Origin of the sequence: Clavibacter sp., assembly GCF_014802555.1 — a bacterium.
Classification (GTDB): domain Bacteria; phylum Actinomycetota; class Actinomycetes; order Actinomycetales; family Microbacteriaceae; genus Clavibacter; species Clavibacter sepedonicus.
In genome coordinates this window covers 1-15,712 of sequence record NZ_JAAVCB010000127.1, presented here as the reverse complement: position 1 = coordinate 15,712, position 15,712 = coordinate 1, and the positions used below count along the sequence as shown (strand labels likewise).

Genomic DNA, 15,712 nt, shown 5'->3' with positions numbered 1-15,712 from the left:
TGCTGACCAGATCCCCCATGCCCTTCTTCACCGCCGCCAGGGTCTCCTCGCTCATCTCCACCACCGACAGGGCCTCCGGCTCATGCTCATAGATCACCGAACTCCCGTCGTAGGCGGTAACGTTTTTCAGCAGATGGGCGTCCAGCCGTTCGCCGCCCCGTACCAGGGTTGCAATGTAGTTGGCAAGCTGGAGAGGGGTGTACTCCTGGCTGGCCTGACCGAATCCGGCCCAGGGAGCCTGGTCCTCGCCCGGCTGGTTCTCATGCCGCGCACCCACGCGCTCACCCAGCTCGATGCCGGTGTGCTCGCCCAGCCCGAAGTTGGCGGCATAGGCATTCAATCCATCCATAGTCAGCTGGTAGCCCATCTCGGCAAAGAAGTAGTTGCAGGAGTGGTAGATCGCCTCGCTGACGTTGATCTTCCCATGGCGGCCCCGGGAGCTGTTGTAGAGCCAGCAGTTGGCGTAGCTGTTGGGGTCCCCGGGATAGCGCCAGGAGCCGAGGGTATTGACCTTAGTGGTAGGGGTGATGATCCCGCTCTCCAGGGCCGCCACGGCGGTCATGGGCTTGAAGGTGGAGCCTGGGGCGTAGGCGCTGTTAAGGGCGCGGTTGGTATAGGGGGAGGCGGGATTCTGGTCCAGCTCCTCCCGGTCCTCGGCGTAAGTCCGCTGGCTGTAGGTGGGATAGGTTGCCATGGCCAGCACCGAGCTGTCCGCCACGCTGACCACCACCGCCGCGCCGCCCACGCGCTCGCCGAGCACGCGGAGGAGCTCGCCGAGCTGAACGTCCGCGAGACCGGCAAGCCCCGCGGCGACGCGCTCGGCGGCGTCGGCGCGGGCGTCGACACGCTGCTGCAGTACTCCGAGCTCGGGCCCATCCACCGCGGGAGGTCCCTCCTCGGCACGCTCCCGAACGTCGACTTCTCGGTGCCGCGGCCGCGCGGCGTCACGGTCGCGCTCACGCCGTGGAACGATCCCGTGGCGGTGGCCGCGGGGATCATCGGCGCGGCGCTCGTGATGGGCAACACCGTGGTCCACAAGCCGAGCGAGCGCTGCCCGCACACCGGCGAGCTGCTCGGCCGGATCCTCGCGGAGGCGCTCCCCGACGGCGCGCTCGTCTCCGTGGTCGGCGGCGGCGACGTCGGCGACCGGCTCGTCGCGCACGAGGACACGTGCGTGGTCGCGCACGTCGGATCCACCGCCGCCGGCGAGGCCATCGCCCGCCGCGCCGCCGGCACCCCCACCCACGTGATCCGCGAGAACGGCGGCAACGACCCGCTCCTCGTCGACGCCGGCATCGACCCGGAGTGGGCCGCCGCGCAGGCCGCCCTCGGCTCCTTCGCCAACGCCGGCCAGATCTGCACCTCGGTCGAGCGGATCTACGTGCACCGCGACATCGCCGACCGCTTCACCGCCGCGCTCGTCGCGGAGGCCGAGCGCTGGAACTCCTCCGGCGACCTCGGCCCGCTGGTGGACGAGCGCATGCGCGACGCCGTGCACGAGCAGGTCGCCGAGGCGCTCACCGATGGCGCCCGCGCGCTCGTCGGCGGGCACGTGCCCGACGGCCCCGGATCCCGCTACCCCGCCACCGTGCTCGTCGACTGCACCGCCGACATGACCGTGATGACCGCCGAGACGTTCGGCCCGGTCGCGGCCGTGCAGGTCGTCGCGGACTTCGACGAGGCGCTCGCCCGCGCATCCGACGACCGGTACGGGCTCGCCGCGAGCGTGCTCACGGGATCGATGGAGCACGCGCAGCGGGCGGCCGCCGAGCTGCCCGTCGGCACGATCAAGGTCAACGGCGTCTTCGGCGGCGCGCCCGGCGGCGCCGCGCAGCCCCGCGGCCGCAGCGGATCCGGCTTCGGCTACGGCCCCGAGCTCCTCGACGAGATGAGCACCACGACCGTCGTGCACCTGGGCCTGCCGGTGCTCGACGCGGGCGCGACGACCGCCGCCGAGGCCGCCTCCGGCTCCGTGAGCACCGACGCGGGCGACGCGCGATGACCAGCGAGCTGCGCGGGATCATCGGCCTCCTCGCCGAGCGCCGCCCGACCATCACCGTCATCGGCGACGTCATCCTCGACGAGTGGTGGCGCGGCCACAGCGACCGCATGACCCGCGAGGCGCCGGCGCCCGTCGTGGACGTGACCGAGCGGATCCAGTCGCTCGGCGGCGCCGCGAACACGGCCGTGAACCTTGCGAGCCTCGGCGGCACCGTGCGCATGGTCGGCCTCGTCGGCCAGGACGCCGCGGGCGACCGCGTGCGCGACCTGCTCCTGGCGGCCGGCGTCGACGTGTCCGGCCTCGTGCACTCGCCGCGCCTGCGCACCACCACCAAGACGCGCATCGTGGGCGACGACCAGGTGATCGTGCGGGTCTACGACGTGCACCGCGGATCCGTCCACCGCGACGACGCGCGCGCCCTCGCCCGCGCCGCCCTCGAGGCCACCGCGGGCGTGGACGCCGAGATCGTCTCCGACTACGGCACCGGCACGCTGCACGGCGTGGTGCTCGAGTCGCTCGCCGCGCGCGCGAGCCGCCCCGGCCTCACGGTCGTGGACGCCCACGATCCCGCCATCTGGGCGCCGCTCCGCCCCGGCCTCATAACGCCGAACGCGGGCGAGGCCGGCCGCCTCGTCGACCGGCCGCTCGCGCGCGATGAGGATCGCGCCGCCGTGATCGCGTCGCTGGCCGACGCCGTGCTGGCCGCCGCCGGATCCGCGACCGCCGTCGTCACCCTCGACCGCGACGGCACCGTCGTGCTCGGCGCGGGTGAGCCGTACCGCACGCGCGCGCACCCGGTGCCCGAGAAGCAGGCGTCGGGCGCGGGCGACACCTTCGTCGCCGCGCTCACGCTCGCGCGCGCGATCGGCCTGCCGCTCACGGTCAGCGCCGACTTCGCGCAGGCCGCGGCCGACGTCGTCGTGCGCCTGCCCGGCACGTCCGTGTGCTCGGCGGCAACCCTCGCCGACCACCTCGGCGAGACCCGCTCGCGCACCGTGTCGCAGGCCGAGCTCGTCGACCTCGTGGCGTCCGAGCGCGCTGCCGGCCGCCGCATCGTCTTCACCAACGGCTGCTTCGACGTGCTCCACCGCGGCCACACCACGTACCTCCGCCAGGCCAAGCGCCTCGGCGACGTGCTCGTGGTGGCGCTCAACAGCGACGACTCCGTGCGGCGGCTGAAGGGATCCGACCGGCCGGTGAACACCGCCGAGGACCGCGCGGGCGTGCTCGCCGAGCTGTCGTGCGTCGACGTGGTCACCGTGTTCGACACCGACACCCCCATCCCGCTGCTCGAGGCGGTGCAGCCCGACGTCTACGCGAAGGGCGGCGACTACACGCCCAGATGCTCGACGAGACCGACGTGGTGCGCGCGTACGGCGGCGAAGTGTCCATCCTCGGGTACGTGCCGTCGCAGTCGACGAGCTCGATGGTCGACCGGATCCGCGCGTCGGCGCCCGACCCCGGCTTCACCCGGCCGCCGGGCACGGCGACGTCGGCACCCAGCGCACCCGCGGCGCCCGCGGCGCCCGCCGATCCTGACGGCTCCCCGTAATCCACCCGGCCGCCCCTGGTCACTGCTCCCCTTCGGGAGTCGACTCGACACGTGGCCGGCACGGACGCCAGCCGCCCTGATCCACCGACGAGAGGACCCACCGTGGCCATCAACCCCATCGAGCTCCAGAAGCACCTCAGCGGCCTCGACTACCCGGCGTCCAAGGACGCGATCGTGAAGAAGGCGGAGGAGTCGGGCGCCGACTCCGACACCCTCGACGCGCTCCAGGGCATCGCCGACAAGGAGTACGACGCCCCCACCGCGATCAACGCGGCGGTCTCCGACGCGAGCTGATCCACCGCACCACGCCGACGGCCCCGGTCCTCCTCGCGAGGACCGGGGCCGTCCGGCTGTCCAGGTGCGCGGGTGCGCGGCTCGGCGGCGCGCGGCTCGGCGACGCGCGGCTCGGCGACCGGCGCTACGCGGTGAGCGCGTGATCCTGCGGGAGCTCCGCGGCGATGGTCGCGAGCGCGTCGTCGACGGAGCCGAACCAGTCGCAGAAGCCGGGCACGGGCCGCATCCGCATGAGCTCGACCCGGTGTTCGTGCTGCTGCACGTAGGCGAGGAGGCGGCTCGCGTCGGACTGGGGGATGCGCGCGTCGCACACCCGCCACTCCGTGCTGCTGAGCGCGACGACCTCGAGGCGTCTGTCGATGTAGCGCATGGTCCCCTCCTCTTCTCCGCACGGGGAAACGCCCCGTGTGCACGAAGGTAGGCGCGACGTCCGACGACGACGACGCCCGCGACATGAACCGTCAGTTGCCGGGACGCGGCGAGTCTCGGGAGGGAGCGCCGGATCCGTCGCTCAGGGCCGGTACTGCTGCGGCTTGTCGAAGCCCATCGGGTCGCCGTTGGACGGGTTCTGGCCGCTGCCGCCGAGACGGACCTTCCCGAGCACGTAGAGGATCCGCATGAGGACGCGGCCGAGGAGGCGGAGGGCTGTCATCTGCCGACGCTACCGGCCGTGCGCGCGGGCCCGCCAGGCGCGGCGGCGGACGGGGGCGCGGCAGGCGGCCGCGATGCCGCCGGACGAGGGACGGCCCCGGCCCTCGCGATGAGGGTCGGGGCCGTCCGTTCGGGATGGGGGACTACTGGCCGAGCTTCTGGTCGGCGACGTCGCCGGCCTTCTCCGCGGCGCCGTCGGACTTGCCGCCGGTCGCGTTGCTCGCGGCGTCCTGGCCCTTGTCGATGGCCCCGTCCGTCGCCTGCTCGCCCTTGTCGCTGTCGATGAGTCCCTCGGCCTTGTCGGTGAGATCCGCCATGTGCGCCTCCTGTCGTATGCGTCGCGCCCCGCTGCTGCGGGGTGCCACTCCAGCCTGCTCCCGTCCGGCGCGCGCGACCGGGCCGTCGGGATGCGGGAGGCTGGATCCGTGGACCAAATCGACCCGCGCCGCCTCGCCGGCGTGCTCGCCGACCCCGAGCTGCGGGCCGCGTACGCCCGCGTCGTGCTCGGATCCGACCTCGACGACGCTCTCGCGCACCTCTCCCCCGCCCGCCGGAAGAAGGCGCGCGCCTCGCTCGTCGGGTCGGGCCTCGTCGCGGTGGACGCCGACGGCACCGCATCCGCGCCCGACAGCGTCTTCCGCGCGATCCTCGCCCAGCAGCCCGCGACGCCGCCCGCCCAGGGCGTCGAGCGCTTCCTCCGCGACGGCCGCATCACCCAGTGGCCGGCCGGCCCCGCCGACCTCGACGACCTGCTGCGGCACGTGGTCGCGGAGGCGCTGGACCCCGACGAGGTGCTCGACGAGAAGACCCTCACGGCGCGCCTCCTCCGCGTCACCGACGACCACGCGCTGCTCCGCCGCCACCTCGTGGACGCGGGGCTGCTGCTGCGGACGCGCTCGGGATCCGAGTACGCGCGGGCGGAAGCGCACGCTGATCCCAGGGACGGCGCCCGCGCGACGGGCGAGCCGACCTAACGCCCGCGGTCGACGCGGGCCGGTCCGGCCCGTCCCGGGGCTGTCCGTCCCGCTCGCGTGATCCCCGGCAGCGGCCTCGCCTGCGGGACCTCCGCCTGCCCGGACCGCGTCGGCACCAGCGGCCCGCCCCGCGTCGCCCGGGACATGTCCGTCTCCAAGGTCGCCGGCGCACGCGGATCCTCCCGCTCCTGCTCCACCGTCTTCCTATACACGCGGTAGCGCGACACCGCCGGCGACTCCTCAGCGACCATCCGCGCATTCGCCTCCGGCCGCGAACCTCCGCCCGGTTCCCCGTACACCCACGCCCCGAACTCGCTCGGCACCCACCGACCGCCCAGCCCCTCGTCCCGCTGAGCCGCCTCGTTGCCCTCGCGCCACCGCTTCTGGATCCGCTCCTCGGACACCTCCCGCGGCACCTCCACGTCCACCACCTGGACGTCGTACCCCGCCCGCTCCAGCTCGCCCATGATCTGCCGCGCCTTCGTGTCGGACGACAGCACCGTGTCGATGACGACATTGCGCCCCTCGGCCACCGCCCGTACGCGCAGCTCGTCCGCCAGGTCGGCGGACTCCGCGTGCACCAGTGACGAGAGCTCCATGGGATGGAACTTCTCTCCCGCTGCCTCGCGCTCACGGACCGCCGACGGCACGATCCAGGAGTCATAGCTCCCATCGGCGACTGCCTCGCGCAGCAGTCGGCTCTTGAACTCGTCAGCATCGATCACGAGGTAGCCCTTCCCGCTACCACCGAGCGCGTTCTCCCGCACCGAGGTCTTGCCGGCCCCCGGCGGTCCGGCCAGGAGGATGGCTCGTCGTCCCGTCCCCGTCGTGGGTACTGCGTCGAGGGCCTCACTTAACAGCCGCTCGTGCAGCCGCGTCCGGGCGGGCATCGCTCCGCCTTTCCCCCACCAGGCCGGATTGTTCACGGTAGCCGTCGGCGCATTCCACGCCAGCGGCCCGTCCTCCTGGGAGAAACTGCGCACCGTCTCCAGGTGCTGGAGCTCGTCGTCAGTGCCCACCTGTCAGCGGCTGGATCCGTCGTGACGCTCGAAGGCGTCCCCGTAGGCCTCGTCGTCGATGAGGCCCGCCGCCGCAGCTCGCGAGACCTCCGCCCATGTCCCCGGCGGGTTCACCACCAGGTCGTCGTAGCCGTCCGGGAGGGCGCGCGGCACGTACGGATACCGCGCCAGCTCATCAACCAACCGCTCCCGATCGATCAGCCCCACCGCGTACCGCTCGCAGATCTCCATCGGCAGCGCACCCGAGAACCCCTCCAGCGGCATGCTCACCTCACGAGCCGCACGCAGCCGGGCGAGATCCTCCGGACGGAACACCCGCAGATCCCGCGCCAACTCCTCCTCGGCACGACCCGCATCGAGCAGCCGCCGCACCTCGCGCAGGTAGTCCAGCTCCGCCAGCCGCAACCGCAGCAGCGCCAGCGCCGCCGGCGCGACCTCCTCGGGAACATCGCGTGCACTCATGAACCGCCCACCTTCCTCGTCATCTCCCACGTCCCGACCGACCCACACCAGTCGCCCTCGCCGCACCCCGCGCCCGCGAGACCGCCGGCAACGACCTCGCCTGCGGCACCGCCGCCGGCCCGGACCGCGTCGGCACCAACGGCCCACCCCGCGACGCCCGCGACATGTCCGTCTCCAAGGTCGCCGGCGCCAGCGGATCCTCCCGCTCCTGCTCCGCCGTCTTCCGATACACGCGGTACCGCGACACCGCCGGCGACTCCTCCGCGACCATCCGCGCGTTCACCTCCGGCCGCGAGCCCCCATCCTGCTGCCCGTACACCCACGCACCGAACTCGCTCGGCACCCACCGGCCGCCGAGGCCCTCGCCCCGCTCCACCTTCTCGTTCCCCTCCCGCCACCGCTTCCGGATCCGCTCCTCCGACACCTCCCGCGGCACCTCCACATCGATCACCTGGACGTCGTACCCCGCCCGCTCCAGCTCACCCATGATCTGGCGCGCCTTCGTGTCCGCCGACAGCACGGTGTCGATCACCACGTTCTTGCCCGATCGGATCGCCTCTGTCCTCTGCCTGTCGGCGAGGTCAGCTGACTCCGCGTGCACGAGTGAAGAGAGTTCCATCGGGTGGAACCGTTCGCCGGCCGCCTCGCTCTCCCGCACAGCGGCGGGTCGTATCCACGACTCGTAACTGCCATCCGCGACCGCCTCCCGCAGCAGGCGGGTCTTGAACTCGTCGGCGTCGACGACCAGGAAGCTCTTGGACGCATCACCCAACAGGTGTTCGCGGATCGAGGTCTTGCCCGCACCCGGCGGACCCGCCTGCACGATCGCCCGGCGCTCCGATCGCAGCTCGGGGACCTCCTCCACCGAGGCACGCAGCAGCCGCTCGTGCAAGGCCTTGCGGCTACTCGTATAGCCATCTCGCCCATACCAGCGAGGATTCTACTTGGATGAGGTCGGCGCATCCCATGCGACGGGACCGCCCTCGGCCGAGAGCTTCCTCAGCGCATCAAGGCGAGTGGATCCCTCCTCGTCAGACACCGACCTCGTCCTGACCATGGCGACGGTCGAAGACCTCGCTGTAGATGTCGATGTCGATCAAGTCATTGCCGCTGGCTCTCTCCACATCCGCCCACGTCCCCGGCGGGTTGACGACGAGGTCGTCGTACCCGTCCACCTGGTCGCGCGGAACGTACGGGAACCGCACCAGCTCGTCCACCAGCCGCTCGCGATCGAGCATCCCCACCGAATACCGCTCGCAGATCTCGTACGGCGTCACCCCCGAGAAGCCGTCGACCGCTGTCGGAACCTCGCAGGCCGCGGCGATGCGTTCCAGGTCAGCAGGCTGGAACACCGCCAGATCCTCGATCAGCTTCTTCTCGTCGTACCCGGACTCCAGCAGCCGACGGACCTCCCGCAGGTAGTCCAGCTCGACCAACCGCAGCATGCGCAACGCACGCTCCGCCGGGCGTACCTCCACCGGCGCATCGAACAGACCCATCACGACCTCCTCAGCCACATCATGGAAAGACGGACATCCCGCGTGCTCCGCCTCGCGCATCCGCCGACTGCTCCGGAGCGATGCGAGTGCCGGATGCGGGAAGCAGCCAGGCTAGGCCAGCCGCCGACCGCGCGCCCGCCCTGCGGCACATCGCGCGTCAGCTCGCGCGTCGGCCCTTCGGCACGAAGCCGGCCCGCTGGTTGCTCGTCTCGTCGAGGAGCCGCCGGATCGCCGACTTCTCGATCAGCCAGCGGCCGCCGGGGCGCATGGCCGGGATCACGCCGTCGCGCAGCCAGCCGAGGATCGCCGGACGGCTCTTCTGGAACAGCTCCATCAGGTCGCGGTAGGTGAGGTGATCCGGGTAGGCGTCGAGCGGATGCGGGTACGGCTCGTGGGGCGGCACCGGTACGGTGGAGGTCGACTCGAGCCACTCCCGCACCTCGGAGCGGAACGCGATCCACGAGTGCGAGATGCGGTAGCCGGGGATGGTGCCCTTCGCGAACCAGAGGCTCACGGTCGTCTGGCCGATCTGCAGGATCCGCTGCAGGTCCGCCGACCGCAGGGTCGCCGGCAGCGCATCCCAGGTGTCGTCGTCTGCCATGCGCGGAACCTGCTCCGGTCGGGTGGGGCGCGGGATGCTCGGATTTACCCGCCTGAGCAATTATCGCCGCAGGGCCCGCGGGGACCGCAACCCCGCGGGACTCACTCGGACGCATGCTTGCACTCCCCGCCGCACAGCGTCACCCCGAACGCGGCGAAGAACGCCTTCGGATCCACGTAGCCGCTCACCGGCGCCCCCTGCGTCTGCGACTGCGGCAGCCCGCTGACGCGCGGGTCGGTGGATCCGGCGACGTCGATGCGGATGTCGAGGTGGCACCCCGTCGACGGCCCGTTCGAGCCGACCTTCCCGATCTCCTGGCCGGGGGTCACGGTGTCGCCGACGTGGACCTCCATGTCCGGCTCGTACATGTGCAGGTAGCTGTTCGTGTAGCCCGCCGCCGACCGGATCGACACCGTGTAGCGGCCCGCCGTGGTCACGCTGCCGGCCTGCGCGGCGAGCACGGGCGAGCCGCACGAGTAGCCGGTCCGCCCGGAGGACGTCCCCGTCTCGCGCGTCTGGTAGTCGTTCGCCGGGTGCCAGGAGGAGGCGCCCGCGGTCGGGCTCTCGCGCGGCCCGTACCCGGAGGTCTGGTCGAACGGCGCCTTCAGCGGGAGCACGGTGCCGCCGGCGGAGCACCCGCCGGCCGCGGCGGGCGCGGGCGCGGCCGCGGGATCCGGCGTGCCGGACGCGACGGGCGTCGCCGCCGGAGCTGCTGCCGCGGCCCCCGACAGCTGCGCGACCACGTCCTCGGCCGGCTGCTGGTACTGCCGGTAGTGGTACGGGTCCTTGTTGATCTGCACCTCGTGGATCGCGAGCGTCGGCTCGAGCGTCTCCCACCCCTCGACCTTCTGCAGGCGGGCGAGGAACAGCTTCGCGCTCGACGTCGGATCCATGCGCTCCTGCACCGAGCCCCACGACGACTGCTGCTGGAAGAGCCCGATCGAGTCGGCGATGGAGCCGTCCGGGTTCACCGCGTTGTCGCCGTAGTCGATGGCGCGGAGCGACGACTCGCCCATCGCGGCCATGACCCCGAGCACCTGCGCCTGCCGGGACAGGCCGAGCCCGGCGGCGACGTCCATGATCGCGGCGGCGTTGTCGAGCTGGTCCCCGGAGTAGCCGTCGACGGGCGTGCGCGGCCCGGTCGACGAGGACGCGGCGCCCTGCGTCGTGCAGGCGGACGCGTCGTCGCCGCCGAAGCCGAAGAGCACCAGGAAGACGATCATCCCCATCAGCGCCGCGGGCGCGCCGATGAGGATCAGGATCCCCTTGCCCGCCCCGTTCACTTGAAGCGGACGGCCTGGATCTCGTCCGCCAACCACGGAGCCGTGGTCGACGAGCGGATGAGGGCCACGTCGTAGTCACCGTCGTCCGTGGGCACGCGCACGATGAGCGCGTAGGCGGTCGGCGCCGGTATGACCGTGCCGGTGCCCGTGACCGCGTGGGCCGTGAGCCGCGAAGGGATCGTGGGCACGAACGCGACCGCGCCCTGCTGCGACAGGAGCGGCGTCATCTGCCGCTCCCACTCGGCCTCGCTGATCCCGGGCTGCGCGTAGGTGCGCATGACCCGGTCGGCCGCGGCGAGCGCCGCCGTCTGGGACGCCGCGTCCGCCACCGGTTCGGGCTGGGCCCCGGCGTCGTCCTCCGTCTGGCCGGGATCCGCGGGGGCGTCGTCGTCCGCGCCCGGCATCGAGTCGGCCGGGGACGCTGCGGGTGTCGTCACCGGATCCCCCGGCGCGTCGCCGTGCACCGTGACGCTCGCGCAGCCGGCCGCCGTGAGCGCGAGGGCAGCGGCGAGCGCCACGGCTCCCGCGATGCGCGCGACGCGCATGCCCACGGCGACGCGCATCCCGGCGGTGGCCGCGGCGCGCATCAGAGGCCGCGCGCCACGGCGGCGCCCGCGGAGAGCCAGGCCCGCTGCGTCTGCGCGCGGAGGGCGCCGTAGTTGAGGACGTCCGCGCCGAGGGCGGGGTCGTACGGGATGGTCACGACGTCGCGGGCGAGCGATCCGAATCCCCTGGCGATCTTGTCGACCTCGGCCTCGCGCAGGTCGTGCTTGTGGGCGCTGACCACCACGACCGCGCGCTCCGCGAGGTCGGCGAAGTGCCCGCCGCGCTCCGCGAGGCCCTCGATCAGCAGCGCCGCGGACTCGGCCGCCTTCGCCTCGCCGATGGTCGGCACCACGATCTGGTCGGCCCTCTCGATGGCGCGCAGCCACATCGGGTCGGTCTCGTCGTTGCCCGAGTCGATGAGTACGAGCCGGTAGAACTTGGCGGCGACCGCGTGGATGAGATCCACCGTGGTGTCGTCGAAGCGCTGCTGGGTGGCGAGCACCTCGGGCTTCGAGCGGAGCACGTCGTAGCGGTCGCGGGTCTGGTGGTGGACGAAGTGGGCGAGGTCGGCGGACTGCGCGCCCGTGCCGAGGAGCCGGTCGACCTGCGGCAGGAGGTCGAGGATGCTCGCGTCGTGCGGCCCCTGCTCGGTGCTCCAGCCGAGGGTGCCGCGCGTCTGGTTGTTGTCCCAGGCCAGCACGCCCGCGCCGCCGTGCCGCGCGAAGACCGACGACAGGCAGATGGTGGTCATGGTCTTGCCCACGCCGCCCTTGCCGTTGACGACCGCGACCGTGCGGGGGCCGGGCCAGTGCTGGCTGACGAGGCGGGTCCACTCGCGCTCGCGGCGCTCGTCCTCGGACGGCGACATGCGGATCCCGAGCCGCGTGAGGGTGCCGCGCATGCCCTGCGTGGCCGGCTCCTCCACCTCCTCGCGGGTGAGGAAGGACTGGCGGGCGGCGCGGCGGGTGAGCGGCGGATCCGTCGGTGCGGCGGGTGCGGCGGGCGGCGTGATCGCGGCGGGTGCGGCGGTCGCGGTCGCGGCAGGTGCCTGCGCCGGGATGCCGGCGGGCGGCGCGGATCCGGCAGCGGCGGCCGCCGGAACGGGAGCCGGAGCCGCGGCGGCCGGCACCGGCGCGGGCACCGATGCAGGGACCGGCGCCGCGATCGCATCCGCCCGGTCGAGCTCGCTGAGCGCCTCGATGAGCCCGTCGGGAGCGACGGCGAGCGCCTGGGATCCGAAGCGGTCGCGCGTGGTGAGCCGCACCGCCCGCTGCATCTGCAGCGCCGTGCCGCGCACGCTGCGCAGGATCTCGCGGCGGATCTCGTCCTCCGCCGCCTCCGCGAACGGCGTCGCGACGCCGTTGACGATCAGCACCCCGGTGGCCCACCCGTCGGCCGTGGGCGTGATGGTGGCGTCGATGCGGGGGAAGGCGGGCACGGTCGGGGCGTCGGTCATCTGCGGCTCTCGGTGAGGGGGTGTCGTGCAGGGCGAGATGCCGGGCGCCCATGTGGACAGCCGGCCCGCTCGAGCGGCGGCGCCCGTCAGGATCGACGACGGCGAGACAGTCTCACGGAAAATGCGAGCAGGATCAAGCACTTGCTTCTGCGTAAGCACTTTGACAGCATCACCGTTCAGCGTCCCGCCGGCATCCCCCATCCGGTGGAGCACGCGTGAGGCGAGCGCGACGACCTTCGGGTGGGATGGCAGGGCATGAGCGACAACGGCAATCCATGGGTGGTCGACGCGCCCGCGGTCGTCGACACCCCCGCATCCGACGCCCCGCCCCTCACCCGTCGCGAGCGCCTCCGCGGCCCCCGCGCTCCCCAGCCGGCCACCGTCGCCGCGCCCGCGGCAGCCGACCGCCTGCCTGTCCGGCGCGCGGACGGGACCGCCGAGCTCTGGTGGGTCGGCGCCCACGGCGGCGCCGGCGAGACGACCCTCGCCCGCCTGGCTCCCGGATCCCGCGCCGCCGGCCACGCCTGGCCCGCCCCTGTCGCCGGATCCCCCGCGTCGCGCGTCGTCGTCGTCGCGCGCACCGACCACTCCGGCCTCCTCGCGGCGCAGCGGGTCGCCCGCGAGTGGGCATCCGGTCAGGTCGCCGGGCTCGTCGACCTCGTCGGCCTCGTGCTCGTGGCGGATGCGCCCGGCCGCCGACCCAAGGAGCTCCGCCAGCTCGAGCAGCTCGTCGCCGGCGGGTACCCGCGCGCGTGGACCCTGCCGTGGATCGACGCGTGGCGCCTCGGCCCCGCGGATCCCGCCGACATGGGCCGCGAGCACCAGCGGCTCCTCGCCGACCTGCAGCTCACCGCATCCCCCCGCTAGTCCCCCCCCTTCCACGAAAGGCCCTCATGTCCCCCACGCTCCTCGCGCTCGACGTCGTGCACCAGGCGTCCGCGCACATCCACCACGCCATGGACGCCGTCGCCATCGACGTGCCCAACGGCGACGCCCAGGCGCCCGCTGACTGGACCGAGAAGTTCGGCCGCATCATCGGCATCGCCAAGTGGGTACTCCTGCCCCTCGCGGTGCTCTCCCTCATCGCCACCGGCGCGATGCTTTTCCGCAACAACCGGCACGAGGGCGGCGAGATCCAGGAGCGCCTCATCAAGATCGGCTTCGGTCTCTTCCTCGGGCTGGGCGCCGCGTCGCTGGTCAGCTTCGTCATCGCGTAGCGCGACCTCCGACTCGCCGCCCGCACCGCCCGCTCCCCCGAGAGGATCCCCATGAGCACGCCCGCCACGCCCTTCCACAAGCGCCCGCTCTGGATCGCCGTCGCCGCGCTCCTCGCGGTGATCCTCGTCGTCGGCGGAATCGCGGCGGGGACGGGGGCGTTCTCCGGCGGTGGCACGCCAGCCGCGGCGCCGCCGGGCGATGCGACGGTGGCACCGGACGCCGCCCCGGCGCCGGGTGCGTCAGCGCTCCCCGACGGCGCCGCGTCCGTATGCGGTCTCCAGGGCTACGAGGAGACCAGCTCGCTCACCTCGGCACCTGAAGCCAAGTGGGAGATCATCGGCACGATGGCAGCGCCGCAGGCGCCGAAGACGGCAGGACCGGGGGTCCAGGAAGACGACGCCCAGTTCCGGACCTGCTTCGCCCACACAACCGAAGGGGCGCTGTTCGCCACCATCAACTTCTTCGCGACCAGCACCAACCCCGCGAATCAGCCTCGCATGTACGAGCTGCTCGCCGACGGCGCCGCACGTGACACTGTCCGCTCCGCGGGAGGGGGCACCCAGCAAGGGAGTTCCACTCGCCTGCAGGTGGCCGGGTTCAAGGTCACCCAGTACAACGCGGACACCGCCACGATCGATCTCGCCATGTCGGTCTCCTCGAAGGACGGGGCGCTCGTGAGCCAACCGATGGTCGTCAAGTGGGAGCACGGTGACTGGAAGATCGTCCTGACTGAGGCGGGGCCTCAGTACAAGCCGGCACCGCTGACCAGCCTCGGCGGCTACATCCCGTTCTCGGGTGTGTGACGCGTGACCGACTGCAACGTCCTGACCTTCATCGGGAACGCCTCGGAGTGCACCGGTCAGGCAGCCGCGAGCGTGCTGAGCGATGCGGCGAGCAACACCCTCAAGCAGCTCGTGCACGACGCCGTCCAGACCTACGGCCAGGTCGTCGCCTCGCTCGGCACCATGTGGGTGCACGTGCCGAGCCCGCAGTTCACGAAGGGCGACTCCTCGACCGTCGGCTACACGCCGAACTCCACGGTCACGACCGACTTCGACACCCTGCTCGGCTACATCGCGTGGATCGGCCTCGTCGTCGCCGTCCTCTCGATCATCGGGTTCGCGATCCTCTACATGCGGGCGAGGTCGGAGGACACCGGGATGGACAGCCTCGGCCGCCTCGGGGTCGTGCTCGCCGGGGTGTTCCTCATCACGAGCGCGTCCTCACTCGTCGCCTGGGTCATCCCGCACTCGGCTCCGGACGGCTCGACCTCGACCGTGGGGTTCCTGCAGAACTCGACCTGGTACATCGTGCTCGTCATGGCGGTGGGATCCGTGGTGCTGGCCGGCATCCGCCTCGCCTGGACGCAGCGCACCCAGCCGGTCGGCGAGCTGGTCCGGTCGCTGGTCACGCTGGTGATGGTCTCGACCATCGGGCTCACGGTGATCCAGCTCGCCGTCCAGATCGGCGACGTGTTCGCGGTCGGCGTGCTCAACGCCGCCACGAGCTGCGACGTCAGCGTCGTCGAGGGCAACTGCTTCGGGCGCAACATCGGCGCCCTGATCTTCCTCACGGACCAGTCGCCGATCGGCGCCATCGGGATTCTCATCCTCGCGCTCATCGCCGTCCTCATCACGTACGTGCAGATCGCGATGATGGTGGTCCGATCGGCGATGCTCGTCCTGCTCGCGGGCATCCTGCCGCTCACCGCGAGCTTCACGAACACCGCGACGGGGAACCAGTGGTTCCGCAAGTCGCTTGGCTGGCTGACCGCGTTCATCCTGTACAAGCCGGCCGCCGCGCTCGTCTACGCGGCCGCGTTCCGCCTGATCGGAACCGACCTGTTCGCGAAGGACGACCAGGGGATCTGGTCGATCCTGACCGGGATGGCGCTCATGCTCATCGCGCTCGTCGCGCTGCCCGCGCTCATGCGGTTCATCGCGCCGATGGTCGCGCCCGCGGGCGGGGTGTCGGGCGCGGCGGTCGCGGGTGCCGTGATGGGCGGGGCCGGCGAGGCCGCGTCCGGAGCGATCAAGCAGGCCGGCTCCATGGCGAGCAGGTCGAGCGGCGGAGGCGGCGGCGGCGGATCCGCTTCCGGTCCCTCCGGCGCCGCCAACGCCAGCGCCGGCGCACGCGGCGGCACCGCCGCCAAGGG

General features: G+C 72.5%; 19 protein-coding genes and 1 pseudogene. 8 read left to right on the top strand and 12 right to left on the bottom strand.

What is annotated here, in order from left to right; all coding sequences use genetic code 11:
• A partial coding sequence (locus tag HDR73_RS14210; RefSeq protein WP_287136471.1) for a penicillin-binding transpeptidase domain-containing protein occupies positions 1-694 on the bottom strand: 694 nt, incomplete at its 3' end.
• Positions 695-730: 36 nt separating this feature from the next.
• Here HDR73_RS14210 and HDR73_RS14205 point away from each other — a divergent pair.
• The 3 genes and pseudogenes from HDR73_RS14205 to HDR73_RS14195 form a co-directional block, all read left to right on the top strand.
• Positions 731-2,002, top strand: a pseudogene (locus HDR73_RS14205) (aldehyde dehydrogenase family protein); the annotation flags it as partial.
• Positions 1,999-3,732 (top strand): PfkB family carbohydrate kinase, encoded by a 1,734-nt coding sequence (locus tag HDR73_RS14200; protein WP_223842661.1) that lies wholly within the window; start codon positions 1,999-2,001, stop codon positions 3,730-3,732. The pseudogene HDR73_RS14205 and the gene HDR73_RS14200, both read left to right, overlap by 4 nt.
• Positions 3,657-3,848 carry a DUF2795 domain-containing protein gene (locus HDR73_RS14195; protein ID WP_041464709.1) on the top strand — a complete coding sequence of 64 codons (192 nt, stop codon included), beginning with the start codon at positions 3,657-3,659 and terminating at the stop codon, positions 3,846-3,848. Before HDR73_RS14200 ends, HDR73_RS14195 begins: the two co-directional genes overlap by 76 nt.
• 124 nt (positions 3,849-3,972) lie before the next feature.
• On the opposite strand, the gene HDR73_RS14190 is transcribed toward HDR73_RS14195, so the two are convergent.
• The 3 genes from HDR73_RS14190 to HDR73_RS14180 all read right to left on the bottom strand — a co-directional run bounded on the left by HDR73_RS14190 (position 3,973) and on the right by HDR73_RS14180 (position 4,816).
• Positions 3,973-4,218, bottom strand: a complete 246-nt coding sequence (locus HDR73_RS14190) for a hypothetical protein (RefSeq protein WP_012299924.1) — start codon at positions 4,216-4,218, stop codon at positions 3,973-3,975.
• A gap of 141 nt (positions 4,219-4,359) precedes the next feature.
• Positions 4,360-4,500, bottom strand: coding sequence for a hypothetical protein (locus HDR73_RS14185; RefSeq protein WP_012299925.1), 141 nt, complete (start codon positions 4,498-4,500; stop codon positions 4,360-4,362).
• 142 nt (positions 4,501-4,642) lie between these two features.
• Positions 4,643-4,816 (bottom strand): hypothetical protein, encoded by a 174-nt coding sequence (locus tag HDR73_RS14180; RefSeq protein ID WP_012299926.1) that lies wholly within the window; start codon positions 4,814-4,816, stop codon positions 4,643-4,645.
• Positions 4,817-4,924: 108 nt separating this feature from the next.
• On the opposite strand from HDR73_RS14180, the gene HDR73_RS14175 reads away from it, so the two are divergent.
• Complete coding sequence (locus tag HDR73_RS14175; RefSeq protein WP_106408658.1) at positions 4,925-5,473, top strand: DUF2087 domain-containing protein; 549 nt, start codon at positions 4,925-4,927, stop codon at positions 5,471-5,473.
• Here HDR73_RS14175 and HDR73_RS14170 read toward each other — a convergent pair.
• The 8 genes from HDR73_RS14170 to HDR73_RS14135 form a co-directional block, all read right to left on the bottom strand.
• Positions 5,470-6,363, bottom strand: a complete 894-nt coding sequence (locus HDR73_RS14170; protein ID WP_086935965.1) for a zeta toxin family protein — start codon at positions 6,361-6,363, stop codon at positions 5,470-5,472. The two genes, HDR73_RS14175 and HDR73_RS14170, sit on opposite strands and share 4 nt — an antisense overlap.
• Positions 6,364-6,495: 132 nt before the next feature.
• Positions 6,496-6,954, bottom strand: a complete 459-nt coding sequence (locus HDR73_RS14165) for a hypothetical protein (RefSeq protein WP_012299929.1) — start codon at positions 6,952-6,954, stop codon at positions 6,496-6,498.
• 19 nt (positions 6,955-6,973) lie between these two features.
• A complete protein-coding gene (locus HDR73_RS14160) occupies positions 6,974-7,846 on the bottom strand; it encodes a zeta toxin family protein (RefSeq protein WP_287136470.1) in 873 nt (290 codons plus the stop codon).
• Positions 7,847-7,985: 139 nt separating this feature from the next.
• A complete protein-coding gene (locus HDR73_RS14155) occupies positions 7,986-8,453 on the bottom strand; it encodes a hypothetical protein (protein ID WP_041465071.1) in 468 nt (155 codons plus the stop codon).
• 157 nt (positions 8,454-8,610) lie between these two features.
• A complete protein-coding gene (locus HDR73_RS14150) occupies positions 8,611-9,054 on the bottom strand; it encodes a helix-turn-helix domain-containing protein (RefSeq protein ID WP_049791949.1) in 444 nt (147 codons plus the stop codon).
• 101 nt (positions 9,055-9,155) lie between these two features.
• Positions 9,156-10,337 carry a M23 family metallopeptidase gene (locus HDR73_RS14145; RefSeq protein ID WP_012299933.1) on the bottom strand — a complete coding sequence of 394 codons (1,182 nt, stop codon included), beginning with the start codon at positions 10,335-10,337 and terminating at the stop codon, positions 9,156-9,158.
• The gene (locus tag HDR73_RS14140; RefSeq protein WP_012299934.1) at positions 10,334-10,924 is read right to left on the bottom strand and encodes a hypothetical protein; all 591 of its coding nucleotides are present in this window, start codon (positions 10,922-10,924) and stop codon (positions 10,334-10,336) included. The genes HDR73_RS14145 and HDR73_RS14140 overlap by 4 nt, the downstream gene beginning before the upstream one ends.
• On the bottom strand, positions 10,924-12,339 hold the full coding sequence (locus HDR73_RS14135) for a MinD/ParA family ATP-binding protein (RefSeq protein ID WP_012299935.1): 1,416 nt from the start codon (positions 12,337-12,339) through the stop codon (positions 10,924-10,926). Before HDR73_RS14135 ends, HDR73_RS14140 begins: the two co-directional genes overlap by 1 nt.
• A gap of 255 nt (positions 12,340-12,594) precedes the next feature.
• Here HDR73_RS14135 and HDR73_RS14130 point away from each other — a divergent pair, with 255 nt between their 5' ends.
• The 4 genes from HDR73_RS14130 to HDR73_RS14115 form a co-directional block, all read left to right on the top strand.
• On the top strand, positions 12,595-13,206 hold the full coding sequence (locus HDR73_RS14130) for a DUF6668 family protein (protein WP_012299936.1): 612 nt from the start codon (positions 12,595-12,597) through the stop codon (positions 13,204-13,206).
• Positions 13,207-13,232: 26 nt separating this feature from the next.
• Positions 13,233-13,556, top strand: a complete 324-nt coding sequence (locus HDR73_RS14125) for a hypothetical protein (RefSeq protein WP_012299937.1) — start codon at positions 13,233-13,235, stop codon at positions 13,554-13,556.
• 51 nt (positions 13,557-13,607) lie between these two features.
• Positions 13,608-14,360, top strand: coding sequence for a DUF8175 domain-containg protein (locus tag HDR73_RS14120; protein ID WP_012299938.1), 753 nt, complete (start codon positions 13,608-13,610; stop codon positions 14,358-14,360).
• A gap of 3 nt (positions 14,361-14,363) precedes the next feature.
• The coding region (locus HDR73_RS14115; protein ID WP_287136469.1) for a TrbL/VirB6 family protein at positions 14,364-15,712 on the top strand (1,349 nt) is incomplete at its 3' end.